Consider the following 15,285-nt stretch of genomic DNA (forward strand, 5'->3'; position numbering starts at 1 on the left):
CCACGCGACCCGACCCCGCCGCCGCCAACCCCTACGATGCAAGGTTTGCCGCGTACGCAGTCAGCACAGCCTGCACCACGTCGTAGAGCGCCGGGCTGTGCTGCGCGCACTCGCCGACCACGCGACCCGACTCCGCCGCCGCCGACCCCCTACGACGCGAGGCTCGCCGCATACGCAGTCAGCACAGCCTGCACCGCGTCATACGGCGCCGGGCTGTGCAGCGCGCACTCGCCGATCTCGCGTCCCGACCCCACCGCCGCCAACCCGAACCCCCTACGCCGCGAGGCTCGCCGCGTACGCAGTCAGCACAGCCTGCACCGCGTCATACGGCGCCGGGCTGTGCTGTGCGCGCGAGGTGACCATCGCGCCCTCCACGCCGGCGATGACGGCGTCGGCGAGGGTGCGGGCTGCCGGGTGCTGGAGGCCGAAGGCTTCGAAGTGGTGGGTGAGGCGGTCGGCCATTTCGGTGAAGGAGCGGCGGCTCACCTCGGCGAGGTCGGTGGAGTCCTGGGTGGCGCCTTCGGTGACGAGGGGGGCGATGGCGCAGCCGCGGGTGTAGCCGCTGGCGGTCATGCCCTCGCGGCCGAGGCTGAGGTAGACCTCGACGAGTTGCGCCGCGCTGGTCGCCTGGTCGGCGGCGCGGTCGATCAGCTCGACCTGATCGCGGGCGTGGGCTGCGGCTGCCGCCGTCGCCAGCTCCGCTTTGCCGCCGGGGAAGTGGAAGTAGACCGATCCGCGGGGGGCGCCGCTGAGAGTGAGCACGTCGGAGAAGGCGGTCGCGGTGTAGCCGCGCTCGCGGATGAGCTGCTTGGCGGCCTGCACCATCTTCTGTTTCGCGTCCGACCGCTGTGCCATCGCTGTGCCGTCCTGTCGCTGCTGGTCATGTCGATATGTATGATGGCCTACATAGTACCGCACGAGAGGACACGGATCATGCCCTTCGTCGACATCTCGCTCGTCCGCGGCACGTCGCCCGAGTACCGGCGCGCAGTCTCCCGCGCTGTCCACGACGCGCTGGTCACCGAGCTGACCATGAAACCCGACGACGACTTCCAGCTCATCCACGAACTCGAGCCGTCCGCGATGGTCTTCCCCCGCGACTTCCGCGGCGGTCCGCGCTCGCGGGACTGGACCGTCATCCGCATCACCGACGGCCTCGAGCGCGGACCGCAGGCCAAGCGCCGCTTCTACACGACGCTGGTCCGCCTGCTGGGCGCCGACCCCGGCATCGACCCGGCGGACGTCTTCGTGATGATGACGCTCACCCCGCCGGAGAACTTCTCCTTCGCCGACGGCGTCATCGGCACCGACGTCGTCGCGATCGAAGCGCTCGACGCCGCGGCGCAGAACCCGGGCTCCCGGGAGTCCTACACGAAGGACGAGATCGCCTACGCCATCACGCAGCTGTTCGCGCACCGCGACACCAGCCGCATCCTGCCGATGCTCCGCGACGACTACGTCATGTCCCTGCCCGAATCCCTGCCCTACGGCGGCGACTACACCGGCCGCGAAACCTTCGAGGACTTCTTCGCCAAGACCCCCGGCGGCGCGGACGTGTGGGAATCGTTCAGCAGCCACGTCGAGCAGGTCATCGAAGCCGACGGATACTTCGCGGTCCAGCTGACCAACACCGCGGTCCCCAAGGCGACCGGCGTCCCCGTCGTGCTCTACAACCTGTGGCTGTTCGAGGTCACCGGCGGCCGCATCGGCGGCATCCGGCTGTACGCCGACACGGCGCGCGTCCGCGGATAAGCAGGCCGAGCGATGCCCTCGAACCCTTGTCGGTCAAGGGTTGTACGTTTCTCGCCATGACTCAGGGGACGACCTATCTGGAGCTGTCCGAAGACAGCGGCAGCGCGCACAAGTTCTACGAGGTGACGGTCGCCGGCACCGTTGTCGACATCCGCTACGGCCGCATCGGCACCGACGGCTCGCGGCAGACCTCGACGTTCCCCACGATCGAGAAGGCTGAGGCGGCGGCTGCCAAGAAGATCGGGGAAAAGGTGCGCAAAGGCTACGCCCCGTCGGTGATGGGTGCCCGCGCCGCGCGCAGCATCACCCGGCGCGCGGTCGTCTCCGCGCCCTCGACGGCGCGGGCGACGGCGCCGGTGTTGTGGCGGTTCCGGACCGCCTCCAGCGCGTTCGGCATCCACATCGACGGCGACCGCTGCTGGGTCGGCAACCAGTCCGGCGACGTGTACAGCCTCGGGCACGACGGGCAGGTGCTGTCCCGGTTCTCGCTGCCGGACGGCGTGAAGTGCCTGGTCGCCGACGACTTCTGGATCTACGCGGGCTGCGACGACGGCTCCGTCTACGACCTGTCCGGCAAGATCCCGCACGCCGCCTACCGCATCGACGAGGACGTCGACATCTACTGGCTGGACATCCACGAGGGCGTCCTGGCGGTCTCCGACGCCGGCGGGCGGCTGGTCGTCATCGACCACGAGGAGGAGCACCAGTGGTCGCGCAACAGCCCGGGCACCGGCGCCTGGATGGTCCGCGGCGACGCCGAGGCGATCTACCACGGGCACAGCGCGGGCGTCACCGCCTACGCCGCCGACGGCGGCCGCGAGATCTGGAACACCAAGACCCCCGGGTCCGTGCTGTTCGGCTGGCAGGAATCAGACCACGTATACGCCGGGACCGGGCGCCACGTCGTCCACAAGATCGCCAAGGCTGACGGCCGCGCCCTCGCCGAGTACCGCTGCGACACCGCGGTCTACTCCTGCGCGACCGCCCCCGACGGTCGCTACGTCTTCGCCGGCGACAGCGCGTCGTCCGTCTACTGCTTCGCCGCCGACGGCACGCGCCTGTGGAAGCTCGGCACGGGCTGCGGCTCGGCGCTGTCGATGCAGTACCGCGACGAGCGCCTGTACGTCGTCACCACCGACGGCTCGCTGGCGTGCATCGACGCCGCCGAGCCGGCGATCGCGGCGGCGCAGGGCGGCGTCGTGCCGACCGTGCTCGACGTGAAGGCGAGCGCGGCCCTGCCGGTCGCCACCCCGGCCACCGTGGTCGCCACCACCACCGTCGCCGGCTCCGGCACGGTCGTGGAGTGCATCGACGACCACGGCCGGGTCCGCGTGCGGGTCGTCGGCGCCGGCTTCCAGTCCGGCTGGAACGTGCAGTTCCCGCGGGACATGCGGGTGGTCGGGGCGCGCTACGTCGTGGAGGAGGTCCACGAGGCCAGCCGCGGGTTCTACCGGGTGCGCGGGGAGATCAAGCGGCTGGTCTGAGCCGCGGCTGGCTGCGTCTGACAAGGTGCTCCGTGCCGGAGGTGCCCTGTGTCGGACAGGCAGGTCTGACGGTCCTGCGCCGAGCGTCAGTGTCCGCCGGTCCCGGTGCTCCACAGGGTCGCGCCGGCGGAACTGACGATGACGGTGTTGCCGTCGTTCTGCACCGTGAGGTGCGCGCCGTTGTTCCCGGCCGTGTTGCTGGCCCACAGCGGCGCGCCGCCGGTGTCGTAGATCACGAAGTTGCCGTCGCCCTGCAGGACGGCCTTGGCGGCGGCCTTCCCCACGGTGTTCGACGCCCACAGCGCCGCGCTGCCCTGGTAGAGCACCAGGTTGCCGTCGCCTTGCAGGATCAGCTTGAACCGGCCGTCGCAGGAGAGCGTGGACTGGTTCGCGGTGAGCTGCTGGTTGGCGGTCAGCTGGCCACACCCGCCGCCGGTCCCGCCGCCACCGCCGTTGGTGCCGCCGGGCGCGGTGGGACGTGTCGGGGTGAGCGCGATCTGTCCCTTGAGCATCCTGCCGCCGTCGTTGGTCAGGCGCATGTAGTAGTCCGCGCTGCACGCCGTGCCGTCTTCGTCCAGGGAGAGCAGCCCGGAGTTGGTCGGCACGAACGCCTGGGTCGGCGCGGTGTTGAGGATCTGGTTGCCCTCGCCGTACTCGTCGAACATGGAGATGTAGATGCCCTGCGCGCCGACGCGCACCATGTTGTAGAACTGCGCCCACATGAAGTCGCCGTGCGCGCGCTGGCGGGCCGACAGGTCGCCGGGCAGGACGCACGGCTGGTAGTCGATGTTGTGGGAGTTGCAGTAGGACTGGTCGCCGACGTTGACGTTCGTATAGAAGTTGTTCGAATCGTTGACCGAGCCGATGCGCCCGACCATCCACGGCGAGATCATGTTGAACGCGGAGTAGACGCCGCTGTATCCGGAGCGCGAGTCGTTCACGCCGGTGCGCCAGTACGTCGGCACGCCGCCCATCACGTAGCAGCCCTGGCTCTGGAACCACTGCACGACCGACAGGCAGTCGGCGGCGGACCAGGGGTGGTTGGCGTCGTTGAAGCCGAAGCCCCAGATGCCGACGACCGGCTTGCCGTTCTGGTGCGCGTACGCCGGGGACGAGGCGTACTGCTTCATCACGTTCGTCCAGTCGGCGGGCATCTCGGTCTTCATGTTCGTCCAGCCGGAGGCGTCGTACATGATGTAGAACTTCCGGCCGTACTGCTGCGCGGCGGTGTTGACCTTCGCGGTGACCGCGTTGCGGGTCGGGCCCTCGCTGCCGTTGGGGTTGAAGCGCTGGAGCGCCGCGGTGTCGCAGCCGTTCTGCTGCATCAGCGAGAAGTGGGCATTGACCGTGGACTGGTCGTAGGAGGAGAACAAGTTCGGCGCGGAACCGTTGCCCAGATTGGCGAATCCGGTCCGGTAGCCCGCGCTGTAGACGCTCATGTCGGGCCACGCCTTGAGGTTCTGGTTACTCGGCGAGGGCGCCTGCCCCTGGTTCTGGCTCCAGTGCCACCAGGCGTTGATCGGCGCTCCGTCGCCGATGCAGGCGAACCAGCCCTGGTAGCCGACGGTGATCTTGCCGACCACGTCGCCGGCGGGCGAGGCGGCCGGCGCCGCCGCCGGCGCCGGACCGGCGAACGCCGAGGTCAGTTCGGTCCCGGCCACGGTGGCCAGCGCTGCGCCGCCCAGGGCTGAGGACAGCAGGGTGCGTCGGGAGAGCGTCATCGTTTAGCCTCACTCGAATCAGGGGGTTGAGTGTGGGTACCCGGACGTCAAAGTACAGCGGTATTCTGCGGAAATCAGTCAAGGTTTTGCCAAAAAAAGGCTCGGATATGACATTCGGAGTCGAGGGCGGTGTCCTATTAAGTTCAGGAAGTCGCGTTCTGTAAATAAAGAGTTTTGACGCGCTTCAGCAAACCGCTCAGGACACCGCCGCTTCGGCTGATCGCCTTATTCCGCCGGGCCGAACCAGCGCTCCAGTGCCTCAGCGCTCCAGTGCTTCGTGGAGCGACTGCTCGGATTCCGCGGTCCAGGCGGTGAATCCGTCCGGACGCACCAGGACCGCAGCATCGCAATTTTAGGGTGCGCCGGCGAGCCGATCCCCGTCGTCAGTGCGCCGGTACACCACACGTCGGCCGACTCGCGTGCCCTCGATCAGGCCTGCGTCGCGCAGTATGGCGATGTGGCCGCCTGTCGTCCCGAGGGAGATCTCCAGCAGTGTCGCGAGTTCGGTGGTCGTCGCGGGGCGGCTCAGCTCCAGCAGGATGCGCGCCCGCACTGCGCCGATCAGCCTCTCCAGCGCACCGGCCCGATCCGGCGCCGGTCCCGCGCTTTCGACCGCGACGCCGCGTGCCGGGTAGACCAGGGCGAAGGCGGCGGGGGGCGCTTCGCAGAGCCAGGTGCCGCGCGAGAGGCTGACCGGGACGAAGAGCATCCCCTCGGCGCCGACGACGCGGTCCGCCAGCGGTCTGTTGCTGAACCGGATCGCGTCGTCGTCGACCCACTCGCTGCGGCGGTTCATGCTGCCCAGCGCCTTGGACCACCCGTGCACCGCCACGAGCCCGGCACGATACGTCACCTCGCGCTCCAGCAGAGCCCTGCGACGCGGCCAGTCCGGCAGCACGTGGTCCCGCCAGACCACGCTCATCAGCTGCGCGCACCGTGCGGCGAAATCAGTTCCCGCCAACCAATCCAAGCCGTGCGGGACCTCGGCATGCTGCTCGGAGAGCTCAAGCTGAGCGCGGATCTCGGCATCGGAGAAACGCCGTGCCACCTCAAGCTCTTTCGCCATCGTGGTCCGCATCCCACCCGGCGGCGGCAAAGTGACGAAGTCCGGCAGCCAACCCGAGGTGGTCAGCAACCGCGCCAGCCCAGCGGTGAACCGGTCCGCCCCCACCCGCGCACGAAACGCCGGAGCATGCCGCTCATGCCACGCCGCCATCCACGGATCAAGGCACGGATTCGCCAGCAACCGCATAGCGCCCAGCGTCTCCGCCATCGGCGACAGCGCGAAACGCGACCTGGACAAGGCACGCGGCGACAACCGCAGCAGCGTCATCTTTCGCCTCCATCCGAAGGGTTAGCATTCCACACCCCCCGCCCGGACACTGCCGGCCATGCCCAAAACCCGCGCCGACCCGCCCTCGAACCCGCACCCGCAGCGGGACCCGAAGCCGCAGCCGAACCTTCACCCGCGCCCCCAACTGCACCTGCTCCTCCTCCGCCCCGACTTCCGCTACTTCTTCACCGGCCAGACGGTCTCGCTGCTCGGTACCGCGATGTCGCCGGTGGCGCTCGCCTTCGCCGTCCTCGCCGCCTCCCATGACAAGGCCACCGACCTCGGCGTCGTGCTCACCGCGCACATGGTCCCGATGCTGGTGTTCCTGCTCGTCGGCGGGGCGACGGCCGACCGGTTCGCTCGCCGCACCGTGCTCGTCTGGGCGAACCTCGGCTCGGGACTCACTCAGGGCGCGGTCGCAGCGCTGCTGCTCACCGGCCACTTCTCGCTCGTCCTCGTGGCCCTGCTGGAACTGCTCAACGGCGTCCTCGCTGCCTTCACCACACCGGCGCTGCGCGGCTTCGTGCCCGAACTCGTCGAGCGGCACCAGATTCAGCAGGCGAACGCGCTGCTCAGCTCGATGCGCAATGCCACGAAGATCTTCGGGCCGAGCCTGTCCGGGGTCCTGGTCGTCGCGATCGGCGGCGGTCCGGCCATCGCCTTCGACGCCGCGACGTACCTGTTCGCAGCCATCTGCCTGCGCCTGCTGTCCTCGACCAGCCACCCGAAGAAGGCGGCCAGGACTGGAATCCTCGCCGACATCCGCGAGGGCTGGGGTCAGTTCCTCGGATTCCGCTGGGTCTGGACGGTGTCGGCGACCTTCTGCCTGATGAACCTGGTGCAGACCGGTACCTGGCAGATCCTCGGCCCGGAGCTGACGAAGAAGACGAGCGGCGTCGCGGCCTGGGGCTTCGTGCTCAGCGCCCGCGGCGTCGGACTGCTGGTCATGAGCACGCTCCTGACCAGGCTGACGATCCGCCGCTTCCTGGCGTTCGGCCAGGTCATGAGCGCGCTTGGCGCAGTACCGCTGCTGATCCTCGGCGCGCGCCTGCCAGCGCCGTTCCTCATCGCAGCCGCCTTCGTCGCCGGTCTCGGATCGGCGGTCGCGAGCGTCAGCTGGGACACTTCGCTCCAAGAGCATGTGCCGCCGCAGTCTCTGTCCCGCGTGTGCTCCTTCGACGACCTGCTCTCCTACGCCGCGATCCCCATCGGCCAGCTCAGCGTCGGACCGCTCGCGGCAGCGTTCGGCGGCTTCCGAGTGGTCACCATCGCAGGGTCCATCTATGCCGCCGCGGCGCTCTTCCCGCTCGCCTTCCGTCCCGTGCGGCGTCTGACGCACATCAGCGCGCAGGACCCAGCGCGGTGACGCAGGACCGAAGCGCCACGGCGAGATCGCGGCGCTGACCCGCGTCGAGCCCGGCGAGCATGCGCTCCTCGATGGCGGTGACCGCGGCCTCGCAGTGCCGCAGAACCGAACGGCCCGCCTTGGTGAGTTCGGTCTGAAGGATGCGGCCGTGGTCGGGATGCTGGTGACGGATGACCCAGGCGCGCTGCTCGAGTTCGCGCAGGTTCTCGTTCATGCTCTGCGGGGTGATGAACGCACGCCGTGCCAGCTCCGCGTTGGACAGGCCCGACTCCTGATCGAGGGCGGCGAGCACGGCGTACTGGCTGATCGTGGCGCCGTGCGACGCCAGCGCGCGGGTCATCTCCGCGTGTAAAACCGCCTGCGCCTGCTTGATCAGAAAACCCGGGCGCTCGTAGTCGTATCCCGGTCCGTTCGCATCAGCCACGGACGCTCCATCCTCTCCTCGGGTGCTCCGAATATCAGGTTACCTTGCATTGCTCGCCGCCCCGGCTTAGGCTGATGTCAGGTAACCTGATACTCGTCAGGTGGTAAGGAGTACAGATCATGGCCGCCCTGGGACCTTCGTTCCTCGCCCTGCAGGTACGCGACTTGCAGGCATCCGCCCACTTCTACGAGCAGCACCTGGGGCTGACGCGCGCGGCCGTCTCCCCGCCGCACGCAGTGGTCTTCGACACCCAGCCCGTGCCCTTCGCCGTCCGCGAACCCGCGGTCGACCTCGACGCCGTGGACAAGCTCGGCTGGGGCGTCGCACTCTGGCTCAAAGCCGAGGACGCGGACAAGATCCACGACGCCATGGCCGCCGAGGGCGTGCCGATCGTGACGCCGCCCTTCGACGGACCGTTCGGCCGGACCTTCACCTTCGCCGACCCCGACGGATACGCCGTCACCCTGCACAGCTGAAGGTCATCCCGTGATCGCGGCGCGCCCAAATCCCTGTCCGACACGCCCGACACGCCCGACAGTTTCGGGCCGTGCGGCACGCTTTCCGCCCGCCGCACGGCCCGCCCCCCGCCCCCCTTGCGTCCGTCAGCTTGTGGCGAGCAGCTCCAGCGTGTCGACCACGCGGTTGGAGAAGCCGTACTCGTTGTCGTACCAGGCGACCACCTTCACGTGGCGCCCCTCGACCCGGGTCAGCGCGGAGTCGAAGATCGCTGATGCGGGGTTGCCGACGATGTCGGAGGAGACCAGCGGGTCCTGGGAGTACTCCAGGATGCCGGCCAGCGCGCCCTTCGCCGCCGTGCGGTAGGCGGCGAGCACGTCCTCGCGCGTCACGTCGCGGGAGACGGTGGTGTTGAGCTCGACGATCGAGCCGACCGGCACCGGGACCCGGATCGAGTCGCCCGAGAGCTTGCCGTCCAGGCGGGGCAGCACCAGGCCGATGGCCTTGGCCGCGCCGGTGGTCGTCGGCACGATGTTGACGGCGGCGGCGCGCGCCCGGCGGGGGTCGCGGTGCGGACCGTCCTGCAGGTTCTGCTCCTGGGTGTAGGCGTGGACCGTGGTCATGAAGGCGTGCTCGATGCCGGCCAGGTCGTCCAGGACGGCGGCCAGCGGCGCCAGCGCGTTGGTCGTGCACGAGGCGTTGGACACGATCGTGTGCGCGACCGGGTCGTAGGCCTCGGTGTTGACGCCGTAGGCCAAGGTCACGTCGGCGCCGTCGGACGGCGCGCTGACCAGCACCTTCCTCGCGCCGGCGTCCAAGTGCGCGTGCGCGGCCTTGGCGGCGGTGAAGCGGCCGGTCGACTCCAGCACGATGTCGACGCCGAGCTCGGCCCACGGCAGCTGCCCCGGGTCCCGCTCGGCGAGCACCGCGATGCGCCGGCCGTCAACGACCAGCGTGTCGCCGTCGGCCCTCACCGGGCGTCCGAGCCGGCCGGCGGTGGTGTCGAAGGCGAGCAGGCGTGCCAGGGCGGCGGGCTCGGTCAGGTCGTTGACTGCCGCGACCTCCAGGTCGCTGCCCCGCTCCAGGAGGGCACGCAGCACATTGCGGCCGATGCGCCCGAAGCCGTTGATGGCGATGCGAGTCATGGGTGATGTCCTCTCTGTTTCCTAGTCATCACGAGTCTCGCCACCAGCGCTCCGAGGTGGCAGTGGCGTGGGCGCCATTGTTCGCAAGGATCGCGCCACACGGGAGGACCGTGATTTACTCGCCGCGCGTGAAGGTCCGCCGGTACTCGCTCGGCGTCGTGCCGAGGATCCGCTGGAAATGCGCCCGCAGGTTCGTGCCGGTCCCGAGCCCGACGTCGTTCGCGATCTGCTCGATACTGCGCTGCGACCGCTCCAGCAGCTCGCGGGCCAGGTCGACGCGGGCACGCGTGACCCACTGCATCGGCGTGTAGCCGGTGTCCTCCATGAAACGCCGGGAGAACGTACGCGGGGAGACCGCCGCGTGTTCGGCGAGGGATTCCAGACTCAGCGGATCGCCGAGTCGACGCAGAGCCCATTCGCGCGTGGCTGCGAAGCGTTCGCCGAGCGGTTCGGGCACGCTGCGCGGCACGTACTGCGCCTGCCCGCCGCTGCGATACGGCGCGGCGACGAGCCGGCGCGCCGCGTGGTTCGCCGCCGACACCCCGAGGTCGCCGCGCAGGATGTGCAGACACAGGTCGATGCCCGACGCGGCGCCGGCCGATGTCAGGACACTGCCTTCGTCGACGAACAGGACGTTCTCATCGACGCGGATCTGCGGATGCTTCTGCGCGAGTGTGCGCGTGTAGTGCCAGTGGGTCGTGGCGCGCTTGCCGTCGAGCAGCCCGGTCGCGGCCAGAGCGAACGCCCCGGTGGAGATCGCGGCGAGCCGCGTGCCCCCTTCGTGCGCGGCGATCAGTGCCGCCACGACGGCCGGCGGCGGATCGTCGCGGTCGGGAGCGCGGTAGCCGGGGATGAAGGCGATGTCCGCCCACGCCAGCGCCTCCAGACCATGCGCGACGTGGTACGCCAACCCGTCGCCGCCGGTCACCAGCCCGGGCGCGGCACCGCACACCCGGACCTCGTACGGCATGCTCGCGCGCGTGGTGAACACCTGCGCGGGAATGCCGACATCCAGCGGCTTGGCACCTTCCAGGACGAGGACGGCGATGCGGCGCAGGCGGGCCGTCGGCATGGACGGCAGGCTATCCCATGGTGATCCCGCCAGATCGGAACGATCGTCCACCCGGGGCAACGCGGCGAGCAGCCACTCCTCGGTAGAGTCCGAAAAACCTCGGGCGGCCTCTCAACTTCCGTGGCGCCGGAACGGTCTACCCAATGTGCGGACCGGGATCTCCGGGCGTGCGGGGCGAGGGAAGGAGAGCGAGGTGCCGCCGAATGGCGCTCACCGAGCATGAGGAGCAGGCGTTCTGGCAGTTCGTGGCGAACCGGCGGCAGCACCTGGTCCGGACCGCGTACCTGCTCGCCGGAGACCACGGCCATGCCGAGGACTTCGTCCAGGACGCGCTGATCCGCGCTCACCGCAACTGGCGCCGCATCGAGCGTGCCGATCAGCCCGAGGTCTACGTCCGCCGCATCATCGTCAACCTGGCGAACTCCTGGTGGCGCCGTGCCCTGCGACACCGCACGCACGTCGCCTGGGAGCCGCCGGACCGGCCGGACGAGCGCGACGGCCACGCCGCGGTGGAGCGCGAGGACGAGCTGTGGCGCGCGCTGGCCACCCTGCCGGCGGGCATGCGCGCCGTGGTCGTCCTGCGCTACTACGAGGACCTCTCCGAAGCCGAGACCGCCGCCGTGCTCGGCACATCGCTCGGCACCGTGAAGAGCCAGGCCTCGCGCGGGCTCGTGCGGATGCGCGCGGCGCTGTCCGAGTCCCGCGCCGATCTGGCGACGCGATGAGAAACCCGATGAGAAACCCGATGAGAAAGGAGTCATCCATGAGGGACGAGGAGCCCGGAGGGCTCGGCGGGTTCGCGGACGAGGTCTCCCGCATGCTGCATGCCAGGGCGCTACTACACCAGGAACACACCGACCCGGTCGGGATCACCAGGAGGAACCTGAAGATGGCTAAGCAACGTCGGCGTGCGGTGCTCGGAACGACCACGACGCTGGCGGTGACCGGCGGTGCGGTGTTCGGCGTCTACGCACTGTCCGGGCATGCGCAGGACAACGGCGGGACTCGCAGCGTGGGGCAGAACGTCGCTGCCGACTACACCGGGGCGGCGACCTGCCCGGCGACCGCGAAGGTCCCGGTGGACGTCCCGCGCGGCGCGACCACCACGCAGATCGCGAACGCGCTGTTCACCGCCGGTGTGGTGGCCAGTCCGCAGGCGTACGTCGATGCTGCTGACCGGAATCAGGGCTCTGTCGGCATCACCGCCGGAACCTATGCGATCTGCCCGCAGATCTCCGGCGCCAACGCGGTGCTGGAGCTGTCGAAGAAGTCGAACCTGTCGGACGCCTCGCAGATCATCGTGACCTCCCACGAGTGGTCGAAGGACGTCATCGCGAGCTTGGTCGACAAGCGGAAGTGGAAGCAGGCCGACTTCGACGCCGCGATCGCGAGCAACACGATCGGGCTGCCGGCGTGGTCGGTGGACTCCACGAGCCACAAGTTCACCGCCGAGGGCATGCTGGAGCCGGGGACGTACTCGATCACGTCGTCCGACACGCCGCAGAGCATCCTGTCGCAGATGGTCGCCAAGCGGATGACGTATTTCAAGAGCATCGACTTCGAGAACAAAGCTGCGAGTCTGGTCTGTGGCGCCGCGAAGTGCACGCCGGAGCAGGTGCTGACGATCGCCTCGATCGCCGAGGGCGAGGTCGCCGAACCCGGTGACGGCGCCCGCGTCGCCGAGGGTGTCTACGCGCGCTTGAAGGCCGGGGACTATCTCGCCGTGGACTCCACGGCGCTGTACGCCATCGGGCACCTCCCGGCCGGCCAGCTTCCGTCTGCCAAGCAGGTCCAGGATCCGAACAACCCGTACTCGACCTACGCGCCGCACCACGGTCTGCCGCCGACGCCGGTCTACATCACGTCCGACGACATGATCAAGTCCGCGCTCGCGCCGACCCACGACGGCACCTATTACTGGTGCGTCACCTCAACCGGTGCCCGCTTCTTCACCAAGGGCCAGGAGACGCAGCGCGATCAGGGCTGCTCGTAACGAGGACTATGTGGCGGCACGCCAGACGAGATGTCTGACGTGCCGCCTCGTTGTCGTCCCCTTATTCAGGGAGCTGACGAACTTCCAGCGCGGTCCGCAGCGCGTGCGCTTCTTCGTGTGAGAGCTGCTCCAGGAAGTGAACGAATGACACCGTTTGGTTGTCACTGGTCGCCAGCGCGTCGCACATGAGGCGCGCGGTGTAGTACTCCCGGGAGCCGACGGCCTCGTAGGCGTAGGCGCGGCCCGTGCGTTGGCGGCGGAGCCAGCCCTTGCGGCGCAGCTTCTCCATGACGGTGAGCACCGTGGTGTAGGCCAGTTCCCGGTCGGTGTTCAGGTCGGAGAGGACATCACGGACCAGGACCGGGCGATTGTGCCGCCAGACGCGGTCCATCACCTGAGCTTCCAGTTCGCCGAACTGCCGCAGAGCCACGACAGGCAGCGTAAACGAGTCGCAGAAGATTGTCGTGCGTCAGTGCGACTTCAGTATCTACTAGGTGCGGTAGTAGCTTTGATTTCATGGCTGTGCTGGACGAAGCGGATGCGGTAGGAGCGCTCTACTGTTGCGTTCCCAGGCGGGGCGATGAAGATCAGACGCCTGTTGACGTGCAGGAACGGCAGGGCCGCAAGTACGCTGCGGGCATCGGGATCACAGTGCCCGCACACCTGGTTTTCGCAGATCAGCGCCGTTCGGTGTGGAATCCGGGCAGTGTCCGACCCGGGTGGTCCGCGCTGCTTACGGCCGTGCGTAGTGGTCGCGTGCCGGCGGTCGTGGTGATCAAACCGGCGATGCTGGTCCGCCACCGCTCGGCCGACGCGGTCGAGTTGCTGATCGCCGCGCAGGAGCACGGCGTTGAGCTGTATTCCATGGGCGACGCCTTGGATCTGTCGGATCCCGAGGGTCGCGAGACCGCTTTGTCCCAAGCGCGCCAGCACGCCGGCAAGGCCGCGTCGCTGTCGAAGACGGTACAGAAGCTGCGGCGTCAGAATGCTGATGACGGTCGTCCGCACGGCGGCGGGCGGCGTGCCTACGGATACGGGCCCGGCATGCGCCCGCTGATCATCGACGAGGCCGAGACGGTCCGCGAGATGTACGCGCGCTACCTCGCCGGGGAGAGCCTGCGCGCGATCGCCGGCGACCTGAACACCCGCGGCATCCCGACCGTGACCGGCGCCAAGTGGACCACCGGCGGCGTCAGCCGGATCCTGGTCGCCCCGCGCTACGCGGGGTTGCGCGTCTTCCAGGGCGGCGTCGAGTCCATCGACGGCTTGCGGCAGGCGGTGTGGGAGCCCTGCGTCGACATCGAGGACTGGCGCCGCGCCCAAGCCGAACGCGCGGCACGCAGCGCGGCAACGGACCACCGCCCGCGCGCGGATTACCTGCTGACCGGACTCGTGGTCTGCGAACGCTGCCGCGACCACATGGTCGGCTCCATCGTCGGCGACTACCGCATGTACGCCTGCCCCTCCAAAAACAAGCCACTACCCGACCGCTGCAACCGCTACATAGCCGCCAAGTCGCTGGAGGACCACGTCCAGCAAGCCGCCGTCGACCTCCTGGAGAACACCGGCACCACCCCGGCACCCTCCGACCTCCCCGTCACCGTCCGCCGCGGCCCGGTGGGCACCCCCGGCCACCCCGACCGCTTCCGCACCGGCCACGGCCGCGTCGAGACCCAAAGCGCCAACGTCCTCGAAGGCGTCATCACCGGCCCCGAAGCCCCCGCCGCCTGGCAACGCCTCCCCGAACCCCGCCGCCGAGCCCTCCTCCGCTACCTGTTTGCCTCCATCGAAATAGGCGCCAAGACCACCAGCCGCAGCGTCTTCGACACCAGCCGCATCAAGATCCTGCCAGGCGTCCCGCTGAACGAGCGCCTGGTCGAGGACGCTTAGCGCTCGGCGGTCGCAAGTCCACCGGTCACAGATCCGGCGGTCACAGATCCGGCGGTCACAGATCCGGCGTGAGCCGACCAGCTTCCGGCGAGCACCCCTCGGCGAGCCAGAACATGTAGCCGCGCAGGTAGCGGTCGAGCCCGTCGTCGATGAAGGCGATGAACTCGCGGAGCCCGTGCGCGGCGTCGTGGTAGTGCCCGCGGTACTTCGGATGCGCGTTGGCTTCCCACTGCACCGCGAGATCGACGGCCCACGCACGGATCTCGCCGCGCTCGCGCCACCAGTCGCGGACTGCCTCCACGGTCCAGTGGTCATCGCCGTCGCAGGCGTAGCCGCTGTACAGCTCCAGCCGGGCGGCGTTCACCACGGCTTCGGTCCCGGCCGCGTTCACCGGCTGCCGGTAGACGAACTCCCAGCCGAAGCCGCCGCCCAGATCGTCGTCGTAGGCGATGTGGTCCGGTGCGTCCAGGCGGCCTGTCTGCAGGCTGTCGGTGCTCGCTGAGTAGAACGGTCCCGGAACGTTGCGCGGCTTGCGCTCGGCCCACTTGCCGGTGAACGGGTCGCGGTCGTCGGTGTCGACGAGCCGGCGCGCTGTCGGCAGAGGGTTCCAGTAGGTGATCACGTTCGGCTCCGTAGGACGAAAAACCGC

The 15,285-nt window shown here is 69.2% G+C and carries 16 protein-coding genes; 7 read left to right on the forward strand and 9 right to left on the reverse strand.

Annotation, left to right across the window (positions count from 1 at the left end):
• Positions 1-273: 273 nt before the first annotated feature.
• Entirely contained in the window at positions 274-855 is a 582-nt protein-coding gene (locus tag CACI_RS20435) for a TetR/AcrR family transcriptional regulator (protein ID WP_015792726.1), read from the reverse strand.
• A gap of 78 nt (positions 856-933) precedes the next feature.
• Here CACI_RS20435 and CACI_RS45865 point away from each other — a divergent pair, with 78 nt between their 5' ends.
• Positions 934-1,752: a tautomerase family protein gene (locus tag CACI_RS45865; RefSeq protein WP_015792727.1), complete on the forward strand. Its 819-nt coding sequence runs from the start codon at positions 934-936 to the stop codon at positions 1,750-1,752.
• Between the two features lie 56 nt (positions 1,753-1,808).
• Positions 1,809-3,236, forward strand: a complete 1,428-nt coding sequence (locus CACI_RS20445) for a WGR domain-containing protein (protein WP_015792728.1) — start codon at positions 1,809-1,811, stop codon at positions 3,234-3,236.
• Between the two features lie 86 nt (positions 3,237-3,322).
• On the opposite strand, the gene CACI_RS20450 is transcribed toward CACI_RS20445, so the two are convergent.
• The 3 genes from CACI_RS20450 to CACI_RS20455 all read right to left on the reverse strand — a co-directional run bounded on the left by CACI_RS20450 (position 3,323) and on the right by CACI_RS20455 (position 6,290).
• Complete coding sequence (locus CACI_RS20450) at positions 3,323-4,957, reverse strand: lectin (protein ID WP_015792729.1); 1,635 nt, start codon at positions 4,955-4,957, stop codon at positions 3,323-3,325.
• Between the two features lie 259 nt (positions 4,958-5,216).
• A complete protein-coding gene (locus CACI_RS54315; protein ID WP_395994341.1) occupies positions 5,217-5,288 on the reverse strand; it encodes a hypothetical protein in 72 nt (23 codons plus the stop codon).
• Positions 5,289-5,309: 21 nt separating this feature from the next.
• Positions 5,310-6,290, reverse strand: coding sequence for a helix-turn-helix domain-containing protein (locus tag CACI_RS20455; protein WP_015792730.1), 981 nt, complete (start codon positions 6,288-6,290; stop codon positions 5,310-5,312).
• Between the two features lie 58 nt (positions 6,291-6,348).
• Between CACI_RS20455 and CACI_RS20460 the strand changes: the two genes are divergently transcribed.
• On the forward strand, positions 6,349-7,656 hold the full coding sequence (locus tag CACI_RS20460) for an MFS transporter (protein WP_015792731.1): 1,308 nt from the start codon (positions 6,349-6,351) through the stop codon (positions 7,654-7,656).
• Here the strand turns inward: CACI_RS20460 and CACI_RS20465 are convergent.
• Positions 7,631-8,080: a MarR family winged helix-turn-helix transcriptional regulator gene (locus CACI_RS20465; RefSeq protein ID WP_015792732.1), complete on the reverse strand. Its 450-nt coding sequence runs from the start codon at positions 8,078-8,080 to the stop codon at positions 7,631-7,633. The genes CACI_RS20460 and CACI_RS20465 overlap by 26 nt on opposite strands.
• Before the next feature lie 119 nt (positions 8,081-8,199).
• On the opposite strand from CACI_RS20465, the gene CACI_RS20470 reads away from it, so the two are divergent.
• Positions 8,200-8,556, forward strand: coding sequence for a VOC family protein (locus tag CACI_RS20470; RefSeq protein WP_015792733.1), 357 nt, complete (start codon positions 8,200-8,202; stop codon positions 8,554-8,556).
• Between the two features lie 126 nt (positions 8,557-8,682).
• Here CACI_RS20470 and gap read toward each other — a convergent pair whose 3' ends face one another.
• The gene (gene gap, locus CACI_RS20475; protein WP_015792734.1) at positions 8,683-9,681 is read right to left on the reverse strand and encodes a type I glyceraldehyde-3-phosphate dehydrogenase; all 999 of its coding nucleotides are present in this window, start codon (positions 9,679-9,681) and stop codon (positions 8,683-8,685) included.
• A gap of 115 nt (positions 9,682-9,796) precedes the next feature.
• A complete protein-coding gene (locus CACI_RS20480; protein WP_015792735.1) occupies positions 9,797-10,753 on the reverse strand; it encodes a GlxA family transcriptional regulator in 957 nt (318 codons plus the stop codon).
• Between the two features lie 203 nt (positions 10,754-10,956).
• On the opposite strand from CACI_RS20480, the gene CACI_RS20485 reads away from it, so the two are divergent.
• Both CACI_RS20485 and CACI_RS20490 read left to right on the forward strand, forming a co-directional pair.
• Entirely contained in the window at positions 10,957-11,478 is a 522-nt protein-coding gene (locus CACI_RS20485) for a SigE family RNA polymerase sigma factor (RefSeq protein ID WP_015792736.1), read from the forward strand.
• A gap of 38 nt (positions 11,479-11,516) precedes the next feature.
• Positions 11,517-12,746, forward strand: coding sequence for an endolytic transglycosylase MltG (locus CACI_RS20490; RefSeq protein ID WP_015792737.1), 1,230 nt, complete (start codon positions 11,517-11,519; stop codon positions 12,744-12,746).
• 61 nt (positions 12,747-12,807) lie between these two features.
• Here the strand turns inward: CACI_RS20490 and CACI_RS20495 are convergent, their stop codons facing one another.
• Positions 12,808-13,176, reverse strand: coding sequence for a BlaI/MecI/CopY family transcriptional regulator (locus tag CACI_RS20495; RefSeq protein WP_015792738.1), 369 nt, complete (start codon positions 13,174-13,176; stop codon positions 12,808-12,810).
• A gap of 86 nt (positions 13,177-13,262) precedes the next feature.
• Between CACI_RS20495 and CACI_RS20500 the strand changes: the two genes are divergently transcribed.
• Entirely contained in the window at positions 13,263-14,636 is a 1,374-nt protein-coding gene (locus tag CACI_RS20500) for a recombinase family protein (RefSeq protein WP_015792739.1), read from the forward strand.
• A gap of 55 nt (positions 14,637-14,691) precedes the next feature.
• Here CACI_RS20500 and CACI_RS48110 read toward each other — a convergent pair whose 3' ends face one another.
• Positions 14,692-15,258, reverse strand: a complete 567-nt coding sequence (locus tag CACI_RS48110; protein WP_015792740.1) for a hypothetical protein — start codon at positions 15,256-15,258, stop codon at positions 14,692-14,694.
• Positions 15,259-15,285: the final 27 nt, after the last annotated feature.

The sequence above is a fragment of the Catenulispora acidiphila DSM 44928 genome (assembly GCF_000024025.1).
Lineage (GTDB): Bacteria > Actinomycetota > Actinomycetes > Streptomycetales > Catenulisporaceae > Catenulispora > Catenulispora acidiphila.

Coding starts and splice junctions, on each gene's coding strand:
- CACI_RS20460 (WP_015792731.1), top strand. CDS start 6,349: ATGCCCAAAACCCGCGCCGACCCGCCCTCGAACCCGCACCCGCAGCGG.
- CACI_RS20500 (WP_015792739.1), top strand. CDS start 13,263: ATGGCTGTGCTGGACGAAGCGGATGCGGTAGGAGCGCTCTACTGTTGC.
- CACI_RS20485 (WP_015792736.1), top strand. CDS start 10,957: ATGGCGCTCACCGAGCATGAGGAGCAGGCGTTCTGGCAGTTCGTGGCG.
- gap (WP_015792734.1), bottom strand. CDS start 9,681: ATGACTCGCATCGCCATCAACGGCTTCGGGCGCATCGGCCGCAATGTG.
- CACI_RS20470 (WP_015792733.1), top strand. CDS start 8,200: ATGGCCGCCCTGGGACCTTCGTTCCTCGCCCTGCAGGTACGCGACTTG.
- CACI_RS20445 (WP_015792728.1), top strand. CDS start 1,809: ATGACTCAGGGGACGACCTATCTGGAGCTGTCCGAAGACAGCGGCAGC.
- CACI_RS20455 (WP_015792730.1), bottom strand. CDS start 6,290: ATGACGCTGCTGCGGTTGTCGCCGCGTGCCTTGTCCAGGTCGCGTTTC.
- CACI_RS20450 (WP_015792729.1), bottom strand. CDS start 4,957: ATGACGCTCTCCCGACGCACCCTGCTGTCCTCAGCCCTGGGCGGCGCA.
- CACI_RS45865 (WP_015792727.1), top strand. CDS start 934: ATGCCCTTCGTCGACATCTCGCTCGTCCGCGGCACGTCGCCCGAGTAC.
- CACI_RS20490 (WP_015792737.1), top strand. CDS start 11,517: ATGAGGGACGAGGAGCCCGGAGGGCTCGGCGGGTTCGCGGACGAGGTC.
- CACI_RS20435 (WP_015792726.1), bottom strand. CDS start 855: ATGGCACAGCGGTCGGACGCGAAACAGAAGATGGTGCAGGCCGCCAAG.
- CACI_RS20480 (WP_015792735.1), bottom strand. CDS start 10,753: ATGCCGACGGCCCGCCTGCGCCGCATCGCCGTCCTCGTCCTGGAAGGT.